Annotated in this window: 20 protein-coding genes; 11 read left to right on the top strand and 9 right to left on the bottom strand. The window is 61.4% G+C overall.

What is annotated here, in order from left to right; genetic code table 11:
- Positions 1 to 95 precede the first annotated feature (95 nt).
- The 6 genes from trpS to olsA all read left to right on the top strand — a co-directional run bounded on the left by trpS (position 96) and on the right by olsA (position 4,410).
- A complete protein-coding gene (gene trpS, locus ABID16_RS08800) occupies positions 96 to 1,157 on the top strand; it encodes a tryptophan--tRNA ligase (RefSeq protein ID WP_354555977.1) in 1,062 nt (353 codons plus the stop codon).
- 82 nt (positions 1,158 to 1,239) lie between these two features.
- Positions 1,240 to 1,731 carry a universal stress protein gene (locus tag ABID16_RS08795; RefSeq protein WP_354555976.1) on the top strand — a complete coding sequence of 164 codons (492 nt, stop codon included), beginning with the start codon at positions 1,240 to 1,242 and terminating at the stop codon, positions 1,729 to 1,731.
- A 133-nt stretch (positions 1,732 to 1,864) separates the two neighbouring features.
- Positions 1,865 to 2,428 carry a NifU family protein gene (locus tag ABID16_RS08790; protein ID WP_230830613.1) on the top strand — a complete coding sequence of 188 codons (564 nt, stop codon included), beginning with the start codon at positions 1,865 to 1,867 and terminating at the stop codon, positions 2,426 to 2,428.
- Positions 2,429 to 2,436: 8 nt separating this feature from the next.
- Positions 2,437 to 3,093 carry a tRNA (adenosine(37)-N6)-threonylcarbamoyltransferase complex dimerization subunit type 1 TsaB gene (gene tsaB / locus ABID16_RS08785; RefSeq protein ID WP_354555975.1) on the top strand — a complete coding sequence of 219 codons (657 nt, stop codon included), beginning with the start codon at positions 2,437 to 2,439 and terminating at the stop codon, positions 3,091 to 3,093.
- A 4-nt stretch (positions 3,094 to 3,097) separates the two neighbouring features.
- The gene (locus tag ABID16_RS08780) at positions 3,098 to 3,622 is read left to right on the top strand and encodes a GNAT family N-acetyltransferase (protein WP_354555974.1); all 525 of its coding nucleotides are present in this window, start codon (positions 3,098 to 3,100) and stop codon (positions 3,620 to 3,622) included.
- Positions 3,619 to 4,410, top strand: coding sequence for a lyso-ornithine lipid O-acyltransferase (gene olsA, locus ABID16_RS08775; RefSeq protein WP_435532394.1), 792 nt, complete (start codon positions 3,619 to 3,621; stop codon positions 4,408 to 4,410). The genes ABID16_RS08780 and olsA overlap by 4 nt, the downstream gene beginning before the upstream one ends.
- Positions 4,411 to 4,422: 12 nt before the next feature.
- Here the strand turns inward: olsA and ABID16_RS08770 are convergent, their stop codons facing one another.
- The 9 genes from ABID16_RS08770 to rsmI all read right to left on the bottom strand — a co-directional run bounded on the left by ABID16_RS08770 (position 4,423) and on the right by rsmI (position 13,388).
- On the bottom strand, positions 4,423 to 5,955 hold the full coding sequence (locus ABID16_RS08770) for a YifB family Mg chelatase-like AAA ATPase (RefSeq protein ID WP_354555973.1): 1,533 nt from the start codon (positions 5,953 to 5,955) through the stop codon (positions 4,423 to 4,425).
- 192 nt (positions 5,956 to 6,147) lie between these two features.
- Entirely contained in the window at positions 6,148 to 7,098 is a 951-nt protein-coding gene (gshB, locus tag ABID16_RS08765; RefSeq protein WP_354555972.1) for a glutathione synthase, read from the bottom strand.
- A gap of 40 nt (positions 7,099 to 7,138) precedes the next feature.
- Positions 7,139 to 7,591 (bottom strand): cupin domain-containing protein, encoded by a 453-nt coding sequence (locus ABID16_RS08760; RefSeq protein ID WP_435532407.1) that lies wholly within the window; start codon positions 7,589 to 7,591, stop codon positions 7,139 to 7,141.
- 214 nt (positions 7,592 to 7,805) lie between these two features.
- Positions 7,806 to 8,864 (bottom strand): sn-glycerol-3-phosphate import ATP-binding protein UgpC, encoded by a 1,059-nt coding sequence (locus ABID16_RS08755; protein ID WP_354555970.1) that lies wholly within the window; start codon positions 8,862 to 8,864, stop codon positions 7,806 to 7,808.
- A 4-nt stretch (positions 8,865 to 8,868) separates the two neighbouring features.
- Entirely contained in the window at positions 8,869 to 9,717 is an 849-nt protein-coding gene (gene ugpE / locus ABID16_RS08750; protein WP_354555969.1) for a sn-glycerol-3-phosphate ABC transporter permease UgpE, read from the bottom strand.
- Between the two features lie 7 nt (positions 9,718 to 9,724).
- Positions 9,725 to 10,609 (bottom strand): sn-glycerol-3-phosphate ABC transporter permease UgpA, encoded by an 885-nt coding sequence (gene ugpA / locus ABID16_RS08745; RefSeq protein ID WP_354555968.1) that lies wholly within the window; start codon positions 10,607 to 10,609, stop codon positions 9,725 to 9,727.
- A gap of 82 nt (positions 10,610 to 10,691) precedes the next feature.
- Positions 10,692 to 12,011, bottom strand: a complete 1,320-nt coding sequence (gene ugpB, locus ABID16_RS08740; RefSeq protein ID WP_354555967.1) for a sn-glycerol-3-phosphate ABC transporter substrate-binding protein UgpB — start codon at positions 12,009 to 12,011, stop codon at positions 10,692 to 10,694.
- Between the two features lie 113 nt (positions 12,012 to 12,124).
- Positions 12,125 to 12,490: a YraN family protein gene (locus tag ABID16_RS08735; RefSeq protein ID WP_354555966.1), complete on the bottom strand. Its 366-nt coding sequence runs from the start codon at positions 12,488 to 12,490 to the stop codon at positions 12,125 to 12,127.
- A gap of 4 nt (positions 12,491 to 12,494) precedes the next feature.
- Positions 12,495 to 13,388 (bottom strand): 16S rRNA (cytidine(1402)-2'-O)-methyltransferase, encoded by an 894-nt coding sequence (gene rsmI, locus ABID16_RS08730; RefSeq protein ID WP_354555965.1) that lies wholly within the window; start codon positions 13,386 to 13,388, stop codon positions 12,495 to 12,497.
- Between the two features lie 207 nt (positions 13,389 to 13,595).
- Between rsmI and dnaN the strand changes: the two genes are divergently transcribed.
- From dnaN to pyrF, 5 genes are all read left to right on the top strand, one after another.
- Positions 13,596 to 14,714, top strand: coding sequence for a DNA polymerase III subunit beta (dnaN, locus tag ABID16_RS08725; protein WP_354555964.1), 1,119 nt, complete (start codon positions 13,596 to 13,598; stop codon positions 14,712 to 14,714).
- Positions 14,715 to 14,841: 127 nt separating this feature from the next.
- Positions 14,842 to 15,438 carry a phospholipid N-methyltransferase PmtA gene (pmtA, locus tag ABID16_RS08720; protein WP_354555963.1) on the top strand — a complete coding sequence of 199 codons (597 nt, stop codon included), beginning with the start codon at positions 14,842 to 14,844 and terminating at the stop codon, positions 15,436 to 15,438.
- 9 nt (positions 15,439 to 15,447) lie between these two features.
- Entirely contained in the window at positions 15,448 to 16,038 is a 591-nt protein-coding gene (locus tag ABID16_RS08715) for a histidine phosphatase family protein (RefSeq protein ID WP_354555962.1), read from the top strand.
- A 16-nt stretch (positions 16,039 to 16,054) separates the two neighbouring features.
- Positions 16,055 to 18,523: a glycoside hydrolase family 2 protein gene (locus ABID16_RS08710; RefSeq protein WP_354555961.1), complete on the top strand. Its 2,469-nt coding sequence runs from the start codon at positions 16,055 to 16,057 to the stop codon at positions 18,521 to 18,523.
- A gap of 73 nt (positions 18,524 to 18,596) precedes the next feature.
- Positions 18,597 to 19,295, top strand: a complete 699-nt coding sequence (gene pyrF / locus ABID16_RS08705; RefSeq protein WP_354555960.1) for an orotidine-5'-phosphate decarboxylase — start codon at positions 18,597 to 18,599, stop codon at positions 19,293 to 19,295.
- Positions 19,296 to 19,304: the final 9 nt, after the last annotated feature.

Below are 19,304 nucleotides of genomic sequence, written 5' to 3'. Positions count from 1 at the left end.
CGTGCGGCTTGCACGCTATTGCGCCTGCTTGAACGGGCGATCGCCCACATCTGGCCAGACGCGGGCCTTCCAACCGCCCGCATGAGAGGACAATCATGAACCAGTTCCAGCCGCTCGTCTTTTCCGGCGTCCAGCCGACCGGCAACCTGCATCTCGGCAACTATCTCGGTGCGATCCGCAAGTTCGTGGCGCTGCAGGAGAAGAACGACTGCATCTATTGCGTGGTCGACATGCATGCGCTCACCGCGCAACTCGTCCATGACGAACTGAAGGAGCAGACTCGCTCGATCGCCGCCGCCTTCATCGCATCGGGCATCGACCCGACGAAGCACATCGTCTTCAACCAGTCCAAGGTCGCAGCGCACGCGGAACTGGCCTGGATCTTCAACTGCGTGGCGCGCATGGGCTGGATGAACCGCATGACGCAGTTCAAGGACAAGGCCGGCAAGGACGCGGAAAAGGCGTCGCTCGGCCTGCTCGCCTATCCGAGCCTGATGGCCGCCGACATTCTGCTTTATCGCGCCACCCATGTGCCGGTCGGCGACGACCAGAAGCAGCACCTGGAACTCACCCGCGACATTGCCCAGAAGTTCAACATCGACTTCACCGCGCAGATCCGCAAGACCGGCAAGGGTGTCGACATCAAGGTTGGCGACGAGCCTGTTCATGCCTATTTCCCGATGGTCGAGCCGCTGATCGACGGTCCGGCGCCGCGCGTCATGAGCCTGCGCGACGGCACCAAGAAAATGTCGAAGTCCGACCCGTCAGATCTCTCGCGTATCAACCTGATGGACGATTCGGAAACGATCGCGAAGAAGATCAAGAAGGCCAAGACCGATCCGGACGGCTTGCCGGGTGAGACGGATGGCCTTGCCGGTCGGCCCGAAGCCGACAATCTCGTCGGCATCTATGCTGCGCTTTCGGACAGGTCCAAGGCGGACGTGCTGAAGGAATTCGGCGGCCAGCAGTTCTCGACCTTCAAGCCGGCGCTTGCCGATCTCGCCGTCGCGGTTCTGGCTCCGATCAACGCGGAAATGCGACGCCTGATGGCTGCCACCGACCATATCGACACGATCTTGAAGGAGGGGGGCGATCGCGCTGCCGCCCGCGCCGCCGTGACGATGGCGGAAGTCCGCGACATCGTGGGCTTTCTCTGAGACACCGACGATCACCGATGAAGCACCCTCCCCGCAGTTTTGACGGCTTGCGGGGCGGGCGCGCAAATGGCATTGTCCGCGCATGGTTTCAAGACGCCTATCCCGCCTAGAAGGTCACCGCCGCAAGTTCATGGCCGTGGTGGACCAGACGCCCGAATGCAGCCGAGCCGTTCTTTTTGCCGGCTATCGAGCCCGTAACACCGGCGGCGGGGTCGTTCTCATGTTCGTCGTGCCGCAGCAGGATTTCCAGCAATGGCTGGGCGTTGGCGACATCATGCGCGAAGAGGCGATGGAAGAGGCAAACGCCGCTCTGGCCAAGACCGCGCAATTCATTCGTGAAAAGGTCGGCATCGAACCGGAACTCGTCATTCGCGAGGGACAGCCGGTCGAGCAGATCCACGCGCTGATCGAGGAAGACCGCGATATCGCGATCCTGGTTCTCGCTTCCGGATCGACCAAGGAAGGGCCGGGGCCACTCGTCTCTTCGGTCGCCGGGCGCGCCGCAGCCTTCCCGATCCCGGTCACCGTGATCCCCGATGCGCTGACCGATGAAGAGATCGAAGCGCTTTCTTGAGTTTCTGAGAAAAGTTTTTTTCGCTATAAGGGCTTTTGACCGGTTCGCGGGCTTGATCGACTTTCGCGATAGGCCTATTTTGGAAGCATTCTAAAAAGTTTGTGCCGCTTGATGAGCGGCGACGGAGACCGGCATGTTTATCCAGACCGAAGCAACCCCGAACCCCGCAACGCTGAAGTTCCTGCCCGGCAAGGTGGTTCTGCAGGAGGGAACGGCGGATTTCCGCAGCGCCGACGAGGCCGCAGCCTCGCCGCTCGCGTCGCGCCTGTTCGGCATTCCGGGCGTGACCGGCGTGTTCTTCGGCTACGATTTCGTCACCGTCACGAAGGAAGACCAGGAATGGGCGCATCTGAAGCCCGCCATTCTCGGCTCTATCATGGAGCATTTCATGTCCGGCGCGCCCGTCATGGGTGGTGCCAGCACGGCTGAAGCGACCGATCCGTCGGGTGAATTCTACAACGAAGGCGACGAGATCATCGTCAAGACGATCAAGGAACTCCTGGAAACCCGCGTCCGCCCGGCCGTTGCCCAGGATGGCGGCGACATCACCTTCCGCGGCTTCCGCGATGGCAAGGTCTTCCTGAACATGAAGGGTTCCTGCGCCGGGTGCCCGTCGTCCACTGCCACACTGAAGCATGGCGTGCAGAACCTGCTGCGCCATTTCATACCGGAAGTGCAGGAAGTCGAGGCCGTCTGAGGCCTCGCATGATCGTTCTTGCCATCGATACTGCTGGCGTCGATTGCTCCGTGGCCGTCTATGACGTTTCCACGGATACAGTGCTTGCGCGCGCGCAGGAAGCACTCGGCAAGGGCCATGCGGAGCGGCTTGCGGCGATGATTGACGAGGTGATGCACGCGGCCTCGCTTGTGCCTGCAGGCCTCGGACTCATCGGCGTCACGGTAGGGCCGGGATCGTTTACCGGCATTCGGGTCGGCGTCGCCGCCGCCCGCGGGCTTGCGCTGGCACTTGGCATTCCGGCCATCGGGGTCACCACGCTTGAAGTGCTGGCTGAGACCGCAAGACGAAAAGGCGAAACGGGCGCCATCATCGCCACGATCGACGCGAAACGCGGCGAGGTCTATGTCCAAAGCTTCGACAAAGAGGGGAAAGCAACTGACGAGCCGTGCGCTCTGCTGCTGGATGATGCGCGGGCGCTTGCTGCGTCTTCGCAGGCTAGACCCGTCGGTTCGGGAGTGGCTGCGCTGGCAAATTCGTTAGCAGAAGCTGACCATTTCGACATCGATACCGTCGCGCGGCTTGCAGCCCGTCAGCCGAAGGTTACGGGCAAGCCCGCGCCTTTATATCTGCGAGGACCAGATGCAAAGCCACAGGCAGGTTTTGCGATTGAGCGCAGAGCATAGGGACATGCTGGAGAAGTTCTTCTCTCGGAAAGTGGAGTTTGACATCCTGCCGATGCAAGCGACGCATTGCCGCGCCGCATCCGTCATTCATGGCGAACGTTTCTCCCGCGGCTGGAGTGACGGAGAATTCCACGATCTGCTGGGCCAGGACACGGTTGGCGGTCACGTTGCGCTTCAAACAGGCATCGCGCCTCACGAGGGCGTGGCGGGTTTTGTGCTGTCGCGCACGGCAGCCGGCGAGGCGGAGATTCTGTCTATTGGCGTCCATGCCCGTGTTGCCAGGCAGGGCCTTGGCTGGCGTCTCATGCGCGCAGCGCTGGCGGACATTGTTGCACGCGACGCGGCAACGGTCTTTCTTGAGGTGGACGAGACGAATACGGCAGCTCGCGCGCTCTATTCGAAACTCGGCTTCCGGAAGGTCGCCGAACGTCCTGCCTATTATGCCGGACCTGACGGCAAGAAGACCACGGCTCATGTCATGCGTCTCGACCTTAATCTCTCGCGAAACTCCCGGAGCGCCAAGCCGTGATGACCGGGCTTCGGATTGCGGCGCTTCTGGCTGTCGTCGTGATCGTGACACTGTTCATGGCGCCGTTGCAAATTCTTGCCCTGCGCTTTGACTGGCATCTGCGCCGGAAGCTCCCCGGCATCTGGCATCGCATCGCCTGCCATTTTCTCGGCCTCCGCATCCACGTCAACGGTGCACCCGCCTCCGGCCGCCCGCTTATGATTGCCGCCAATCACTCGTCCTGGCTCGACATTCTCGCCTTGAGCGCGGTGGCCGATGTGGTCTTCATTGCCAAGTCCGAAGTGAAGACCTGGCCGATCTTCAACACACTCGCACGTCTTCAGGCCACAATCTTCGTCGAACGCGAGGAGCGTCGCAAAACCGGCGATCAGGTCAACGAGATCGGCGCGCGCCTCGCCGGAGGGGAGATCGTCGTCCTCTTCCCGGAAGGCACGACCTCCGACGGAAACCGTCTCCTGCCGGTCAAGACCTCGCTGTTCGGCGCCGCTTCCGCGGCCCTTCCGGCGTCGCCTGAAGGCGTGGTCCTGATACAGCCCGTTGCGGTCGCCTATACCCGCGCCCATGGACTGCCCCTTGGCCGCTTCCACCGCGCCATCGCCGCATGGCCGGGCGATACTGAACTCATGCCACACCTTTCCAGGGTCCTCAAAATGGGCTCCATTGAGGCGGAAGTCACATTCTGCGACCCGATCGTCTATTCCGCCTCCAGCAATCGCAAGGCGGTGAGCCGTGCGGTCGAGGAAGAGATCGCAAACGCCCTGCACGCGTCGCTTCGCAGCCCTGCCTGAACCGTATCCGGCTCAGGCAGCCGCTATCAGCCGCTCCCCTGCAATGCGATAGGAAATAGCCTCCGCAATGTGAATGCGGCCAATGGCACGCTGCCCGTCGAGATCGGCAATGGTGCGAGCCACTTTGAGAATTCGGTGATAGCCGCGCGCGGAAAATTTCAGCTTTTCGGCCGCGTCCTGAAGAAGCGTCAATCCGCCGCGATCCGGCTCTGCAATCTTCTCGATGATCGCCGTGGAGCATTGCGCATTCGTTCGGATATGGGGAGCGCCGAATTCGAGGAAACGTTCGCGCTGCCTGTCGCGGGCCGCAGCCACGCGGCGCGCCACCTCGGCACTCCGTTCGGACGCTGCCGGGATCAGGAGATCGGCCGCGCTGACGGCCGGCACGTCGATGCGTATGTCGATCCGATCCATCAGTGGCCCCGAAATGCGAGCCTGATAGTCCGCGGCACATCTAGGGCCGCGCGCGCAGGTGTGGCCAGGTTCGCCCGCCATGCCGCAGCGGCAGGGATTCATGGCGGCGATCAGCTGGATATTGGCGGGATAGGAGACGCGATGATTGGCGCGCGCGATCACGCATTCGCCGGTCTCCAGCGGCTGGCGCAACGCATCGAGCGCCTGGGCCGAGAATTCCGGCAACTCGTCGAGGAAGAGCACGCCGTGATGGGCGAGCGAGACCTCCCCCGGCTTTGCCCTCAAGCCTCCGCCGATAAGCGAGGCCATGGTCGCCGAATGATGCGGGGCGCGAAAGGGACGCCGATCCGACAGTTTGCCGCCCGACAATTGCCCCGCAACCGAATGGATCATGGAGACTTCAAGCAGTTCGGCCGTCGAGAGCGGCGGAAGGATCGACGGCAGGCGCTGCGCGAGCATCGATTTGCCCGAACCGGGCGGGCCGATCATCAAAAGGTTATGTCCGCCGGCGGCCACGACTTCCAGTGCGCGCTTTGCGCTTTCCTGACCGCGGATGTCGGCGAGATCGGGCAGATTGGCCGGCAGTGCCCGAACGGCCGGCTCGGGGCGCGTGAGAACCTGTGTTCCGCGAAAATGATTGGCAAGCGCAATCAAGCTACGCGGCGCCAGAATATCGATATCGGGGCCGGCCCAGGCCGCCTCGGGACCGCTGGCAGCGGGGCAGATCAGCCCCTTGCCCATCGCATTGGCTGCAATCGCCGCGGGCAACGCGCCGGCAACCGGCGCAATGGTACCGTCGAGGTTCAACTCGCCCACCACGGCATAGTCGGACAAGGCGTCCGCCGGGATCGCACCCAAAGCCGCCATCAGGCCGAGCGCAATGGCGAGATCGAAGTGGGAGCCCTCCTTCGGCAGGTCCGCAGGCGCCAGATTGACAGTAATGCGCTTGGGCGGCAGCGACAGGCCGGAGGCGTGAAGCGCGGCATGCACCCTCTCACGGCTTTCGGCCACTGCCTTGTCCGGCAGACCGACAATCTGCATGACGAGCTTGCCCGGCGAGACCATCACCTGCACATCGACCGGCAGTCCCTCGATGCCGTGAAATGCTACCGTTGCCACCCGCGATACCATGACCCACCCCTCAACCTCTTAGGTTGCAGGCAGCCTCTCACAGTTGCAAGAATGAAGCAAGAACAAAAAAGCAACAAAATGGCGGAAAAATCCACACATGGTTGTATGCGGTTGTGTGCCCGGAACAAAACTCGAATTTGGGGGTGGCGCTCGCGAAAAATCATGTCGCCGCGAGCGGGAACCGAATGAATACTAAGAGGGGCGCTTGGCCTCGATTGCATCCCACAGAAAGCTCGCGATATCCGTGCCGCTGAAGCGCTTGACCTCGCGGATGCCGGTCGGCGAGGTCACGTTGATTTCGGTGAGATAGTCGCCGATCACGTCGATGCCGACGAGGAGGAAGCCGCGTTCGCGCAAGGAAGGGCCGATGCGGTCGCAGATTTCCTGCTCGCGCTTCGTCAGTTCGGTGTGTTCGGCGCGACCGCCGACATGCATGTTGGAACGGCTGTCATGCTCCGCCGGCACGCGGTTGATGGCGCCGACGGGCTTGCCGTCGATGAGGATGATGCGCTTGTCGCCCTTGCGCACGTCGGGAAGATACTGCTGCGCGATGAAGGGCTCGCGGAACATCAGGCCGAAGGTTTCCAGCAGCGAGGAGAGGTTGCGGTCGTCCTTCTTGAGATGGAAGACGCCGGCGCCGCCATTGCCGTAGAGGGGCTTGATGATGATATCGCCCATCTCCTCACGAAACGCGCGGATTTCGGCAGCGTCGCGGGTGATGAGTGTGGCCGGCATCAGGTCCGGGAACTCGGTGACGAAGATCTTCTCCGGCGAATTGCGCACCCAGGCCGGATCGTTGACGACCAGCGTCTTGGGGTGGATGCGCTCCAGCATGTGCGTGGAGGTGATGTAGGCCATGTCGAAGGGCGGATCCTGGCGCAGCAGAACGACGTCCATCGTGGAGAGGTCGATGCGTTCCGGCGCGCCGAGGGTAAAGTGGTCGCCCTTGGTGTCGCGCAGCTCCATCGGCTCTGCCGTGACATAGACCTTGCCGTCGCGCAGCGACAGTTTCTCCGGCGTATAGTGGAAGAGCCTGTAGCCGCGGGCCTGTGCCTCAAGGCTCATGGCGAAGGTGGAATCGCCCGCGATGTTGATGGACGAGACATGGTCCATCTGGACCGCGACATTCCTGATTTTTGCCATTTGAATTCCTCGGGCACGATTGCCCGGGATATTTAGGCGGTCACAGCGCCGAGCGCAACGGGCGTTTGATCACGCGGGCGATCTGGCGGTCGATCTTGCTTTTGAGCCGCATGGCCAGTGCAAGCGGAAGCGGGAAGGGACGGCGCAGGAAGGCAATCTTGCGGACATACTGCTCCACCTTCCACACCGCCCATGTATCGCCGGAGAAATAGGCAATGTCGCCGGCCTTCAGGGTGCGTGTCGCGCCGTTCTCATCGGTGACCTCGACCTCGCCCTCAAGGATCATAACGGTCTCGTCCCAGGCAAAATACCAGCGAAACGTGCCGGCTGTGCAGTCCCACAGCGCAGTCATCGCCGCCTTGTCCGAGCTTTGCGAATGCTCGGCCATGCGAGCCTCGGGCGCGCCGCTGAGGATCCAGGACGGATCGATCGGCGCGGGCTTCATCTGCAGATCGGCGGAGGCAGCGGTGACGAGCGGCGGAACGTCGTTCATGTCCAGAAGCGGACGAGCTCCGGCAACCAGAGCCATGAATGCCTGTATCGGCAGAAGATGAAACGCCATGGGAGGCTCCCTCTCGCAAAACTTGAGGGCCAATCTGCCGCAAAAACTTCACGAAATTCCTACGCCGAAAGATTGCATTTGAACAAACTTGCGCAATTTCAACATCGGATCGCGGATTTCTGTCCCGTTTCGGCGCAGATTCGTTTCAGACCGGTGCGACTTCGACGCGTCTTCCGCTGTCGACGGCGAAGAAATGCAAACGGTCCTGCGCAATCGTCAGGCGGATATCGGCCGCCAACGGCAGATCGGGGGACACGGCGACGACGAGAGGCTCGGCCCCGCAATGGCCGTGCAGCAGGCGCTGGGCACCCAGATCCTCGATGAAAGAAAGCGCGAAAGGCAGGCCAAGACCATTGTCCGAAAGGCGCAGGTCTTCCGCGCGCAAGCCAACCGTCACGTTTCCGTTCGGCAGATTGGCGGAAAGCCCTGTTTCGGCTCCGCCGATCGCAATCGCCCCGTTGCTGACGCTCGCTTTCAGGAGGTTCATGGCAGGGGAGCCAATAAAGCTGGCAACGAAGGTCGAGGCCGGACGGTGATAGACTTCCAGCGGTGCCCCGATCTGCTCGATGCGACCGCCGTTCAGCACGACAAGCCGGTCGGCCAGCGTCATGGCTTCAAGCTGATCATGCGTGACATAGATCGAGGTCGTGCCGAGGCGCTTCTGCAGCTGCTTGATCTCGCCGCGCATGGTGACGCGGAGCTTGGCGTCAAGGTTGGACAGCGGCTCGTCGAAGAGGAAGGCTGCGGGCTTGCGCACGATGGCGCGGCCCATGGCGACGCGCTGACGCTGGCCGCCGGAGAGCGCGCGCGGCTTGCGCTCCAGATAGGGCTGCAGTTCGAGCATGCGGGCAGCTTCGGCCACGCGCGCGTCGATCTCTACCTTCGGCGTGCCACGGTTGCGCAGGCCGTAGGCGAGATTGTCGTAGACGCTCATATGCGGATAGAGCGCATAATTCTGGAACACCATGGCGATGTCGCGCTCGGCCGGCTCGATTTGGTTCACCACGCGGTTGCCGATGGAGACAGTGCCATCTGTGATGGTCTCAAGCCCGGCGACCATGCGCAGCAGCGTTGACTTTCCGCAGCCGGACGGGCCGACGAGAACGATGAATTCGCCATCTGCAATGGCGATTGAAATGTCGCTGACGGCGTTGACATTGCCCGCATAGGTCTTGCCGACGCCCTTGATGTCGATGGCAGCCATGTTCTTACTTCTCCGTTTCGACCAGGCCCTTGACGAAAAGGCGCTGCATGAAAATGACGACGAGGACGGGCGGCAGCATGGCGAGGATCGCAACCGCCATGACGAGGTTCCATTGCGGCTCGGCATCGGTGACGTCCGACATGCGCTTGATGCCCATGACGATGGTGTAGTGCTGGCTATCTGTGGTCACGATCAGCGGCCAGAGGTACTGGTTCCAGCCATAAATGAAGAGGATGACGAAGAGCGCTGCGATATTGGTGCGCGACAGCGGCAGCAGGATATCCTTGAAGAATTTCAGCGGACCTGCGCCATCGACGCGGGCGGCTTCCAGCAGTTCATCCGGAACCGTCAGGAAGAACTGCCGGAAGAGGAAGGTGGCGGTTGCCGAGGCAATGAGAGGGATGGAAAGACCGGCATAGGAGTTCAGCATGCCGAGATCCGCCACCACCTTGAAGGTGGGCACGATGCGCACTTCTACCGGGAGCATGAGCGTGACGAAGATGATCCAGAAGGCGAGCTGGCGGAAGGGAAAGCGGAAATAGACGATCGCATAGGCAGAGAGGATCGATATCGCGATCTTCCCGATGGAAATCGCGAGCGCCATGATCAGGCTGTTGCCCAGCATCAGGCCAATCGGCGGTGCACCGGAGGAAGCAAGCCCGTCGAAAAGAATGGTCTTGTAGGTGGAGAAGAAATCCGAGCCCGGCAGGACAGGCATCACGCCGGTGATGAAATCCGTCGTCTTGTGGGTCGACGCGATGAAGGCGACATAGACCGGGAACGCGACGATGACGACGCCGAGGATGAGGACAAGATGGGAAAGAAGCTTCAGGAACGGGCGATGTTCGACCATGTCATCCTCAATATTGCACGTTGCGCTCGACGAAGCGGAACTGGATGAAGGTGAGCGCAATCACGATGGCCATCAGCACGACAGACTGCGCTGCGGAGGAGCCGAGATCGAGCCCGATGAAGCCGTCGGTAAAGACCTTGTAGACGAGAATGTTGGTCGCCTGGTTGGGTCCGCCCTGGGTGGTCGCGTGGATGACGGCGAACGTATCGAACATCGTGTAGACGACATTGACGACGAGCAGGAAGAAGGTCGTGGGCGAGAGCAGCGGGAAGACGATGTCGCGGAAGCGCTTGCCAGGACCCGCGCCATCGATCGCGGCCGCCTCGATCAGCGCCTTTGGAATCGATTGCAGGCCAGCGAGGAAGAACAGGAAATTATAGGAGACCTGCTTCCAGCTTGCCGCGATGACGACCAGGATCATGGCATCCGTGCCGTTCAACCTGTCATCCCAATGGTAGCCGACGCCCTTGAGCAGGTAGGGAACAAGGCCGATGGTCGGGTTGAACATGAACCAGAAGAGCACGCCGGCAACGGCCGGAGCCACCGCATAGGGCCAGACCAGAAGCGTCGTGTAGAGGCTGCGGCTTTTCAACAGCGAATTGGCGGCGACCGCGAGAACAAGCGCAACCACGATAGACGCCGTTGCCACCGAGACCGAGAAGACGAGCGTGACGATCAGGGAATTGAGATAGCCGGGATCGTGCAGGATGGCGGCATAGTTGGCGAGGCCAACGAACTGGGTGCTTGTGCCGAAAGCATCTTCGCGCAGGAAAGATTGCCAGACCGCCTGTCCGGCCGGCCAGACGAAGAAGATGAGCGTTACGGCAAGCTGCGGCAGGATGAGCCAGTAGGGCAGGATCTTGCTCGAAAATATGGTGCGTTTGGTCTGCATGGCCGGTTCCGATGGATCGGGAAGGCGCGCTCGCCGTGAAGCGAGCGCGCCCGAGGGAAAGACGTCTGCCTGATGGCCGGTCTTACTTGTTGGAGGCCGCGAATTCGGCGATCAGCTTGTCGCCGCGCTCGACGACGGCGTCGAGGGCTTCCTTGGCGGACTTCTTGCCGCCGAGCAGTGCCTGGAATTCCTCGTCAATCACCTTGCGGATCTGGACGTAGTTGCCGAAGCGCAGGCCCTTGGAATTCGAGGTCGGCGCGTTCAGCGTGATTTCCTTGATACCGACGTCAGAACCGGGGTTCTTTTCGTAGTAACCCTGCTTCTGGCCGAGTTCGTAAGCGGCCTGCGTGATCGGCAGGTAGCCCGAGAACTGGTGCCAGTCAGCCTGGACCTCAGCGGTCGACAGGTAGCGGAAGAAGTCGGCGACGCCCTTGTATTCTTCAGCGTCGTGGCCCTTGAGAACCCAGAGCGTTGCGCCGCCGATGATGGAGTTCTGCGGAGCACCCTTCACGTCGGCATAGTAAGGCAGCATGCCGTAACCGACCTCGAAGTCCTTGGCGTTGTTGACGACGCCGGCGCGGGACGACGACGAGTTCATATACATCGCGCATTCCTGGCTGTAGAACTTCGGCGGTGCGTCATTGCCGCCTTCCGGACCGCCATACTGGAAGAGGCCTTCCGTCTGCCACTTCTTCAGGTTTTCCCAATGCTTGATCTGGGTCGGACCGTTGAAGGAGAGCTTCGAATCGACGCTGCCGAAGCCGTTCTCGTTGGTGCCGATCGGCAGGTTGTGCCAGGCCGAGAAGTTTTCCAGCTGAACCCAGGAGATCCAGCCCGTGGTGAAGCCGCACTTGGCAGCGCCGGAAGCCATGATCTTCTTGGAGAAGGATTCGACATCTTCCCAGGTTTTCGGGGCCACGTTCGGGTCGAGGCCGGCCTTCTTGAAGACGTTCTTGTTGTAGTAGAGAATAGGGGTCGAGGAGTTGAAGGGCATGGAAAGCATGTTGCCCTGGGTATCGGTGTAGTAACCGACAACGGCCGGGAGGTATGCCTTGGGGTCGAACTGAGCGCCCGCATCCTTCATCAGCTGGTAGACCGGATAGACGGCGCCCTTGGCGGCCATCATCGTGCCGGTGCCGACTTCGAAGACCTGGACGATATCGGGCTGCTGCTTGGCGCGGAAGGCGGCAATCGCTGCGGTCATCGTTTCAGCATAGGAGCCCTTGTAGGACGCCACGACCTGATACTTGTCCTGCGACTTGTTGTAGTTGGCGACGATTTCGTCGAGCTTCTTGCCAAGCTCGCCACCCATGGCATGCCACCAGGTGATCTGCGTGGCTGCAAACGAGCTGGACGCGGAGAGCGCCAGTGCTGCTGCAGCGAGCGTGAGTTTCTTGAACATGAGATTGCCCCTTCCATTGGGTTGATGGACTGGAGCGGGCATTAGCCGTCTCAGGTGACGGGTAGATGAATTTTTTATTTCACTAATATGACAATCGATCCAAGGACTTCCATTTAGAAGACGTCGGGGAAATGAACCGGCAACCGCCACGGGAGAATGGCCACAATATCGTAGCGCCGCGAGAGTTTTGCGGCGTCCTTCTGTTTCGCCAACCAGTGCAGGCTGGCGGCCTCGATCCGCCGTTGCGCCGTGAACCCGACCGCAGAAATAGCCTCATCGACATGGCGCCGCGCCTTCACCTCGACGAAGACCGCAAGGTCGCCCTTGCGCGCGACGATATCGACCTCGCCGCCCCTGGAGCGGTAACGCATGGCGGCGATGTGATAGCCTTTGAGGAGAAGATAGAGGGCTGCAATATATTCCGCGAAAAAGCCTCGCCGGTAGGCCGCAAGCTTCTTGTCCTGCGGTCCCGACGCCATCGGTTCAACCCTTCAGCGCCATCAGACGTTCATAGAGCTCGCTGCGGGCAAGGCCGGTCTGCTTTGCGGCCTCCTGTGCGGCCTTGCTCGCCGGCATGTCGTTCATGAGTGAGAGAAGAAGCGCGTCCACATCGATCTCCTGTGCCACCTTCTCGCCCGGCGGCCCGATGACGAGCACGATCTCGCCCTTCACCGCCGCATCCTCATAAGCAACGGCGAGCTCGGCAAGCGTGCCGCGCCGGAACTCCTCGAAGGTCTTGGTCAGTTCGCGACAGACGGCGGCAGGACGATCACCTCCCAAGACATCGGCGGCAGCGGCAAGCGTATTGTCGATCCGGTGCGGCGATTCAAAGAAGATGAGGGTCGCCGGGACGTCTTTGAGTTCCGCCAGCCGATCGCGCCTGGCCTTGTCCTTCGTCGGCAGGAAGCCCGCGAACATAAAGGCATCGTTGGGCAGACCGGCGCCGACAAGGGCGGCAAGCGGCGCGGATGCGCCGGGGATCGGGATGACCCTGTGGCCTGCTTCGATAGCAAGCTGTCCAAGCCGGTAGCCGGGATCGGAGACCAGCGGGGTGCCGGCATCCGACACCAGCGCCACCGTCTTGCCCGCTTCCAGAAAGCCGAGAAGCCGCGCACCCGCTTCATCGGCATTGTGTTCGTGATAGGCAAAGGGCCGGTTGCGAATGCCGTAGCGGTCGAGAAGCACGCGGGTGACGCGCGTATCCTCGCAGGCCAGTACATCAGCGCCAGCCAGCGTTTCGAGCGCGCGCAGCGTGATATCGCCGAGATTGCCGATCGGCGTCGCGACAAGGTAGAGACCGGGACCGAGCGGACGCGCCGGCAATTCGGTATTGCCGATCCGGTAGGTCCGTTCTTTTGCGCTTGTTTCCGTCATCATGCCTGCCTTTTGTGGGCAGTTTCGCGCGAAAGCAAGCATGGGGGCAAGCGGCGGGAAGATAAATTGTGCGGCATCCGCTTAGATGCTTGCGTTCCGGTGCTTGTTTCTGCCATTTTGCCGGTCCCATCGGCCGGACCGGCCATCTGAGCGAGAAGAGGGCCGCGCGCTCACCGGGCGCGCTACAGCCACAGAAACGGTAACAGTTCCATGCGCATTACGATCGAGCGTTCCAATCTTCTGAAGTCGTTGAACCATGTGCACCGCGTGGTCGAAAGACGGAACACGATCCCGATTCTCTCCAACGTGCTGCTGCGCGGCGAAGGCCAGAGCCTGGAGATGAAGGCGACCGACCTCGATCTGGAAATCACGGAATCGACACCAGCCCAGGTCGAGCAGTCCGGCGGCACGACCGTTCCCGCCCATCTTCTCTATGACATCGTCCGCAAGCTGCCCGATGGAGCCGAAGTTCTGCTGGCAACGACGACCGACGGCAGCGCCATGACGGTCGCGTCCGGCCGCTCCAAGTTCTCGCTGCAATGCCTGCCGGTGTCCGATTTCCCGGACCTCAATGCCGGTACGTTCAGCCATTCCTTCAAGGTCAAGGGTTCCGACCTGAAGATGCTGATCGACCGCACGCAGTTTGCGATCTCGACGGAAGAGACGCGCTATTATCTCAACGGCATTTTCATGCACACCGTCGAGGCTGGCGGCGATCTGAAGCTGCGGGCCGTGGCCACCGACGGCCATCGTCTCGCGCGCGCCGACGTCGTAGCGCCTTCGGGCTCGGAAGGCATGCCGGGCATCATCATTCCGCGCAAGACGGTCGGCGAACTGCAGAAGCTCGTTGATGGCGTCGAGGGCGACGTTTCGGTCGAGATTTCGGACGCCAAGATTCGCGTCACCACCGGCCCGATCGTCATGACCTCCAAGCTCATCGACGGCACGTTCCCGGATTACCAGCGTGTCATTCCGTCTGGCAATGACAAGGAAATGCGCGTCGATTGCGCCACCTTCCAGGCTGCCGTCGACCGCGTATCGACCATTTCATCGGAGCGCGGCCGCGCCGTGAAGCTCGCGATTTCAGATGGCCAGCTGACGCTCACCGTCAACAATCCGGATTCGGGCTCGGCGACCGACGAAGTGCCCGTCGGCTACGACAACGATCCGCTCGAAATCGGCTTCAACGCCAAATATCTGCTCGATATTACCCAGCAACTATCCGGCGGCGAGGCAATCTTCATGCTGGCCGATGCCGGGTCGCCGACCGTCGTGCGCGATGTCGCCGGCGACGACGCGCTCTACGTTCTGATGCCGATGCGCGTCTGAGGACCTGCTTTCTGTCACATTGCTAAAGTGTGCTACATTTCGGTGCGCTTGCCCAATTGCGCCTTGTTTTTGTCTTAACGCGCCGCGATAGTGAAATTTCGTTGGTTGCGTCGTGAATGGAGAGAACATGGTCGTTGGGCTGGTGCGCAAGAAAATCGGCAAACATTTCGATGGTGAACTGCGCTTCGTGCGCGGCATGATCGAAGGACCCAAACAGGTTGGTGCAATCCTGCCCACCTCTTCCGTCACCGCGAGAGTCATGGCGCGGGTTATCGACCCCGCTTCCGGTCTGAAAGTGTTGGAGCTGGGTCCCGGCACAGGCGCGATTACCAAGGCGATCCTCAATCGCGTGTCGCCCCAGCGTCTCGTCTCGATCGAATATTCAACGCCGTTCTACAATCATCTGACGGCCACCTTCCCGGACGTGCATTTCATCAATGGCGACGCCTTCGATCTCGACACGTCGCTCGGCGATCTGCGCAATGAGACCTTCGATTGCGTAATCTCGGCCATCCCGCTTCTCAATTTCCCGATGAGCGGGCGCATTTCACTGGTTGAGAGCCTGCTTGAGCGAATTCCGGCTGGCCGGCCTATCGTGCAGATCTCCTACGGCCCGATTTCGCCTGTCGCGGCGAAGCCGGAGAGCTACACGATCAAGCATCTGGACTTTGTTGTTCGCAACATTCCGCCCGCGCAGCTCTGGACCTACACGAAGAACACCTAAGCCGCACCCGTGTTCGCGGTCTATCTCACCCATCCGCAGGTTCTGATCGATCCAGCCATTCCCGTTCCGCAATGGGGACTGTCCGACCTTGGTCGCGAGCGGACGATCAAGACCTCGCAAAACCCGTGGCTGCGCCACATCCGTCGCGTCGTTTCAAGCGATGAGGTGAAGGCGGTCGAAACCGCATCCATTCTGGCGGAGGCCACCGGCTGCGCGGTCGAGATCGCGGAACACATAGGCGAAAACGACCGCTCAGCGACCGGCTTCCTGCCGCCGCCGGAATTCGAAAAGGCTGCCGACTGGTTCTTCGCCCATCCACAGGAAAGCTTCAAAGGCTGGGAGCGGGCCGTCGATGCGCAGGCGCGGATCGTGTCTGCCGTCGAAACCGTACTTGCAGATCACGATCCGAAAATCCCGATCCTCTTCGTCGGCCATGGCGGCGTCGGAACGCTACTGAAGTGTCATCTCGCAGGCCGCGCCATCGGGCGCGATGCCGACCAGCCGCCGGGCGCGGGCGGCAATCTTTATATGTTCGATCTCTCAACAAGACGGCTTGCCTGCGACTGGCAAAAAATGGAACTGTGGTCGGGACCTGCATGAACCCGGTGACAGCCTGATGATTGTTAAGCGTAGACTGACGGACAACTGGACGCTCACGCGGGTGGCAGGACCTTCCACTGCCCCGGATCTTCCCAACCAGATCGCAGCGTCCGTTCCCGGCACCGTGCATACCGACCTTCTGGCCGCGCATCTCATCCCCGACCCCTATCTCGACGTCAACGAGATCGCGCTCGACTGGATCGGCCGCTCGGTCTGGCGCTATGCGACGGACTTCGACTGTTCCAATCAGGATCATGATCATCAGGAACTTGTTTTTGAAGGTCTCGATACGGTTGCCGATATCCGGCTCAACGGGCAAGTGATCGGCAGCACGCGCAATATGAACCGTAGCTACCGTTTCAATGTGGCTGCACTTCTGCGCGAGGGTCGCAATCGGCTCGAGGTCGATTTCCTGCCGGTCGAAGACTACGGCGCTGAGGTGCGGGCCGAACTCGGTTCCGCCGCAGAAATTCCGGCAAACTATCCGGGTTCATGGCCATTCGTGCGCAAGATGGCCTGCAATTTCGGCTGGGACTGGGGACCCACATTGATCACGGCCGGCATCTGGAAGCCGGTGACGCTGGAAAGCTGGTCAGGCGCGCGGCTCGGCACGGTGCGTCCGCAGGTGACGCTCGCAGGCGGCCTCGGGCGGGTGGTGGCGGATGTCGCGGTTCATGGAGTCGCAACGGAGCATGAGCTTTCGCTGACGATATCGATTGCAGGCGCACAATCGACGGCCACTCTTCCGGCCGGATCGGACCAGATCAATTTTTCGCTCGACATCGAGAACCCGAAAATCTGGTGGCCACATGGCCTCGGCGATCAGCCGCTTTACGACCTCGACATCACATTGACCGATAAAGCGGGCACTGTCCTCGACCGCTGGACGCGTAAGACCGGCTTCCGCTCCGTCCGCCTCGACACATCGCAGGACGAGCACGGCTCCGCCTTCACCATCATCGTCAACGATGTTCCCGTCTTCGCGCGCGGCGCGAACTGGATTCCCGATGACTGCTTCCTGCCCCGCGTAACCCCTGAGCGCTATGCCACGCGGATCAGTCAGGCGCGGGACGCGAATATCAATCTCCTGCGCGTCTGGGGTGGCGGGATCTACGAGACGCGGGAATTCTACGAGACGTGCGACAGGCTCGGTCTCCTTGTGTGGCAGGATTTCCTCTTCGCTTGCTCGGCCTATCCGGAAAACGAGCCGGTGCGCAGCGAGGTGGAGGCAGAGGCGCGGGAGAATGTCGCCCGCCTGATGCCGCATCCCTCGCTCATTCTCTGGAACGGCAATAACGAGAATATCTGGGGCTATTTCGACTGGGGCTGGCAGGATGTGCTGGGAAACCGTCCCTGGGGCGCCGGCTATTATCTCGATCTGCTGCCAAAGATCCTCGCCGAGACCGATCCAACGCGGCCCTATTGGCCGGGCAGTCCCTATTCCGGTTCCATGGATCTGGCGCCCAACCTGCCGAGCCATGGCTGCATGCATATCTGGGATGTCTGGAACGATGTCGGCTACGAGACCTATCGCGATTACATTCCGCGCTTCTGCTCTGAATTCGGCTGGCAGGCCCCGCCGACGCTGGCGACAATCAAAGAAACGGTGCGCGACAACGCGCCCGCGTCCGATTCGCCGGGAGTCCTGCATCATCAGAAGGCGACGCTGGGCAATGACAAGCTGCTGCGCGGTCTGGAAGGCTGGTTCCCTCCGCCTTCGACCTTCGAAGACTGGCATTTCGTCACCCAACTCAATCAGGCCCGCGCCATAAAGCTCGGCATCGAGCATATGCGCTCGCATCGCCCCGTCACCATGGGCGCGATTGTCTGGCAGCTCAACGATTGCTGGCCTGTCACGTCCTGGGCGGCAATCGATGGTGCAGGTCGCAAAAAGCCACTGTGGTATGCGCTGCGTCAGGCCTATCAGCCGCATCTTCTGACCATCCAGCCGCGTGACGACACCCTGAAAGCCATCGCCGTCAACGAGACAACGCTGTTCTGGCGTGTGCCGTTCATGATCGAGCGGCTCGATGTGGAAGGCAAGGTTCTGGCGAGCCATAAAGTCTGGCGCGTGCTCTGCGACCGCTTTGAAGCAACCGAGATCGAACTGCCGGCGGAAATCGTCACGTCGGGGGACCCGTCGCGCGAATACCTGCGCGCCCGCATGGGCAAGGCAGAGGCGTTTTGGTTCTTCGCGAAGGACAAGGATTTCGACTATCCGAACCCGGAGTTCGACTGCCGGGAGGAACGTCTCTCCGACCGTGTCCGGGTGACGATCACGGCAAGGACGTTGCTACGGGATTTCACCATATTGGCCGATACGCTGCATCCGGATGCCGAGGTCGACGACATGCTTGCAACGATCTTACCGGGCGAGGCGCGCGTCTTCGATATCACCTTCGGCGTGGGGGACATTCCCGGCGGCTTCCGCTTCGATCCGGCATGCATTCGCACGGCCAATACGGTTGCCCGAAGCGCCGGATAACGGATACATTTGCCTTGCCATCCCACGCCTTGCGTGCGAATCCACCGGCAGAGGCAAGATCGGGGGTTAATCCATGACTGCAGACATGCGCGAGCGGCTGATCGTCGGGCTGGATGTCCCGACCGTGCGCGAAGCGGAGGCTATCGTTCGCAAGCTCGACGACGAGGTGACCTTCTACAAGATCGGCTACCAGCTGGCCTTTGCGGGCGGGCTGGATTTTGCCCGAGAGCTTGCCAAGAGTGGCCGCAAGGTCTTTCTGGACATGAAACTTCTCGACATCGACAACACGGTTGCCAGTGCTGTCGAGAACATCGTCAAGATGGGCATGACCATGCTGACGCTGCATGCCTATCCGAAGGCGATGAAGGCCGCCGTTGCCGCTGCCAGCGGCTCAGACCTCTGCCTTCTCGGCGTTACCGTGCTGACCTCCATGGACGAGCAGGACATGATGGACGCAGGCTATGAATATGATCCGCACACGCTGGTACTGCGCCGCGCCGAACAGGCGCGCATTGCCGGCATGGGCGGCATTGTCTGTTCGGCGGAAGAGGCAAGCGCCGTGCGCCGCATCGTCGGGCCTGACATGGCCGTCGTCACGCCCGGCATCCGCCCCGCCGGCGCCGACAAGGGCGACCAGAAGCGCGTGATGACGCCTGCCGATGCGCTGCGCGCTGGCGCAAGCCATCTCGTTGTTGCGCGCCCGATCGTCAAGGCGGACGACCCGCGCGCGGCTGCCCGCGCCATTCTCGCCGAAATGGCAACCGTGAAATAAGCAAAGGGA

Origin of the sequence: Limnomicrobium aquaticum, assembly GCF_040545545.1 — a bacterium.
GTDB classification, from domain to species: domain Bacteria; phylum Pseudomonadota; class Alphaproteobacteria; order Rhizobiales; family Rhizobiaceae; genus Ensifer_A; species Ensifer_A aquaticum.
Note: the sequence above shows the minus strand (reverse complement) of the source record. Positions and strands in the feature narration are given on the sequence as shown.

What these genes read in the sequence shown, in the direction of transcription:
- ABID16_RS08760 (WP_435532407.1), bottom strand. Translation starts at nt 7,591, where the DNA reads ATGAACGACGTTCCGCCGCTCGTCACCGCTGCCTCCGCCGATCTGCAG.
- ABID16_RS08790 (WP_230830613.1), top strand. Translation starts at nt 1,865, where the DNA reads ATGTTTATCCAGACCGAAGCAACCCCGAACCCCGCAACGCTGAAGTTC.
- dnaN (WP_354555964.1), top strand. Translation starts at nt 13,596, where the DNA reads ATGCGCATTACGATCGAGCGTTCCAATCTTCTGAAGTCGTTGAACCAT.
- ABID16_RS08755 (WP_354555970.1), bottom strand. Translation starts at nt 8,864, where the DNA reads ATGGCTGCCATCGACATCAAGGGCGTCGGCAAGACCTATGCGGGCAAT.
- gshB (WP_354555972.1), bottom strand. Translation starts at nt 7,098, where the DNA reads ATGGCAAAAATCAGGAATGTCGCGGTCCAGATGGACCATGTCTCGTCC.
- rsmI (WP_354555965.1), bottom strand. Translation starts at nt 13,388, where the DNA reads ATGATGACGGAAACAAGCGCAAAAGAACGGACCTACCGGATCGGCAAT.
- trpS (WP_354555977.1), top strand. Translation starts at nt 96, where the DNA reads ATGAACCAGTTCCAGCCGCTCGTCTTTTCCGGCGTCCAGCCGACCGGC.
- ugpA (WP_354555968.1), bottom strand. Translation starts at nt 10,609, where the DNA reads ATGCAGACCAAACGCACCATATTTTCGAGCAAGATCCTGCCCTACTGG.
- pmtA (WP_354555963.1), top strand. Translation starts at nt 14,842, where the DNA reads ATGGTCGTTGGGCTGGTGCGCAAGAAAATCGGCAAACATTTCGATGGT.
- ABID16_RS08770 (WP_354555973.1), bottom strand. Translation starts at nt 5,955, where the DNA reads ATGGTATCGCGGGTGGCAACGGTAGCATTTCACGGCATCGAGGGACTG.
- ABID16_RS08795 (WP_354555976.1), top strand. Translation starts at nt 1,240, where the DNA reads ATGGTTTCAAGACGCCTATCCCGCCTAGAAGGTCACCGCCGCAAGTTC.
- ABID16_RS08735 (WP_354555966.1), bottom strand. Translation starts at nt 12,490, where the DNA reads ATGGCGTCGGGACCGCAGGACAAGAAGCTTGCGGCCTACCGGCGAGGC.
- ABID16_RS08710 (WP_354555961.1), top strand. Translation starts at nt 16,055, where the DNA reads ATGATTGTTAAGCGTAGACTGACGGACAACTGGACGCTCACGCGGGTG.
- pyrF (WP_354555960.1), top strand. Translation starts at nt 18,597, where the DNA reads ATGACTGCAGACATGCGCGAGCGGCTGATCGTCGGGCTGGATGTCCCG.
- ugpE (WP_354555969.1), bottom strand. Translation starts at nt 9,717, where the DNA reads ATGGTCGAACATCGCCCGTTCCTGAAGCTTCTTTCCCATCTTGTCCTC.
- tsaB (WP_354555975.1), top strand. Translation starts at nt 2,437, where the DNA reads ATGATCGTTCTTGCCATCGATACTGCTGGCGTCGATTGCTCCGTGGCC.
- ABID16_RS08780 (WP_354555974.1), top strand. Translation starts at nt 3,098, where the DNA reads ATGCTGGAGAAGTTCTTCTCTCGGAAAGTGGAGTTTGACATCCTGCCG.
- ugpB (WP_354555967.1), bottom strand. Translation starts at nt 12,011, where the DNA reads ATGTTCAAGAAACTCACGCTCGCTGCAGCAGCACTGGCGCTCTCCGCG.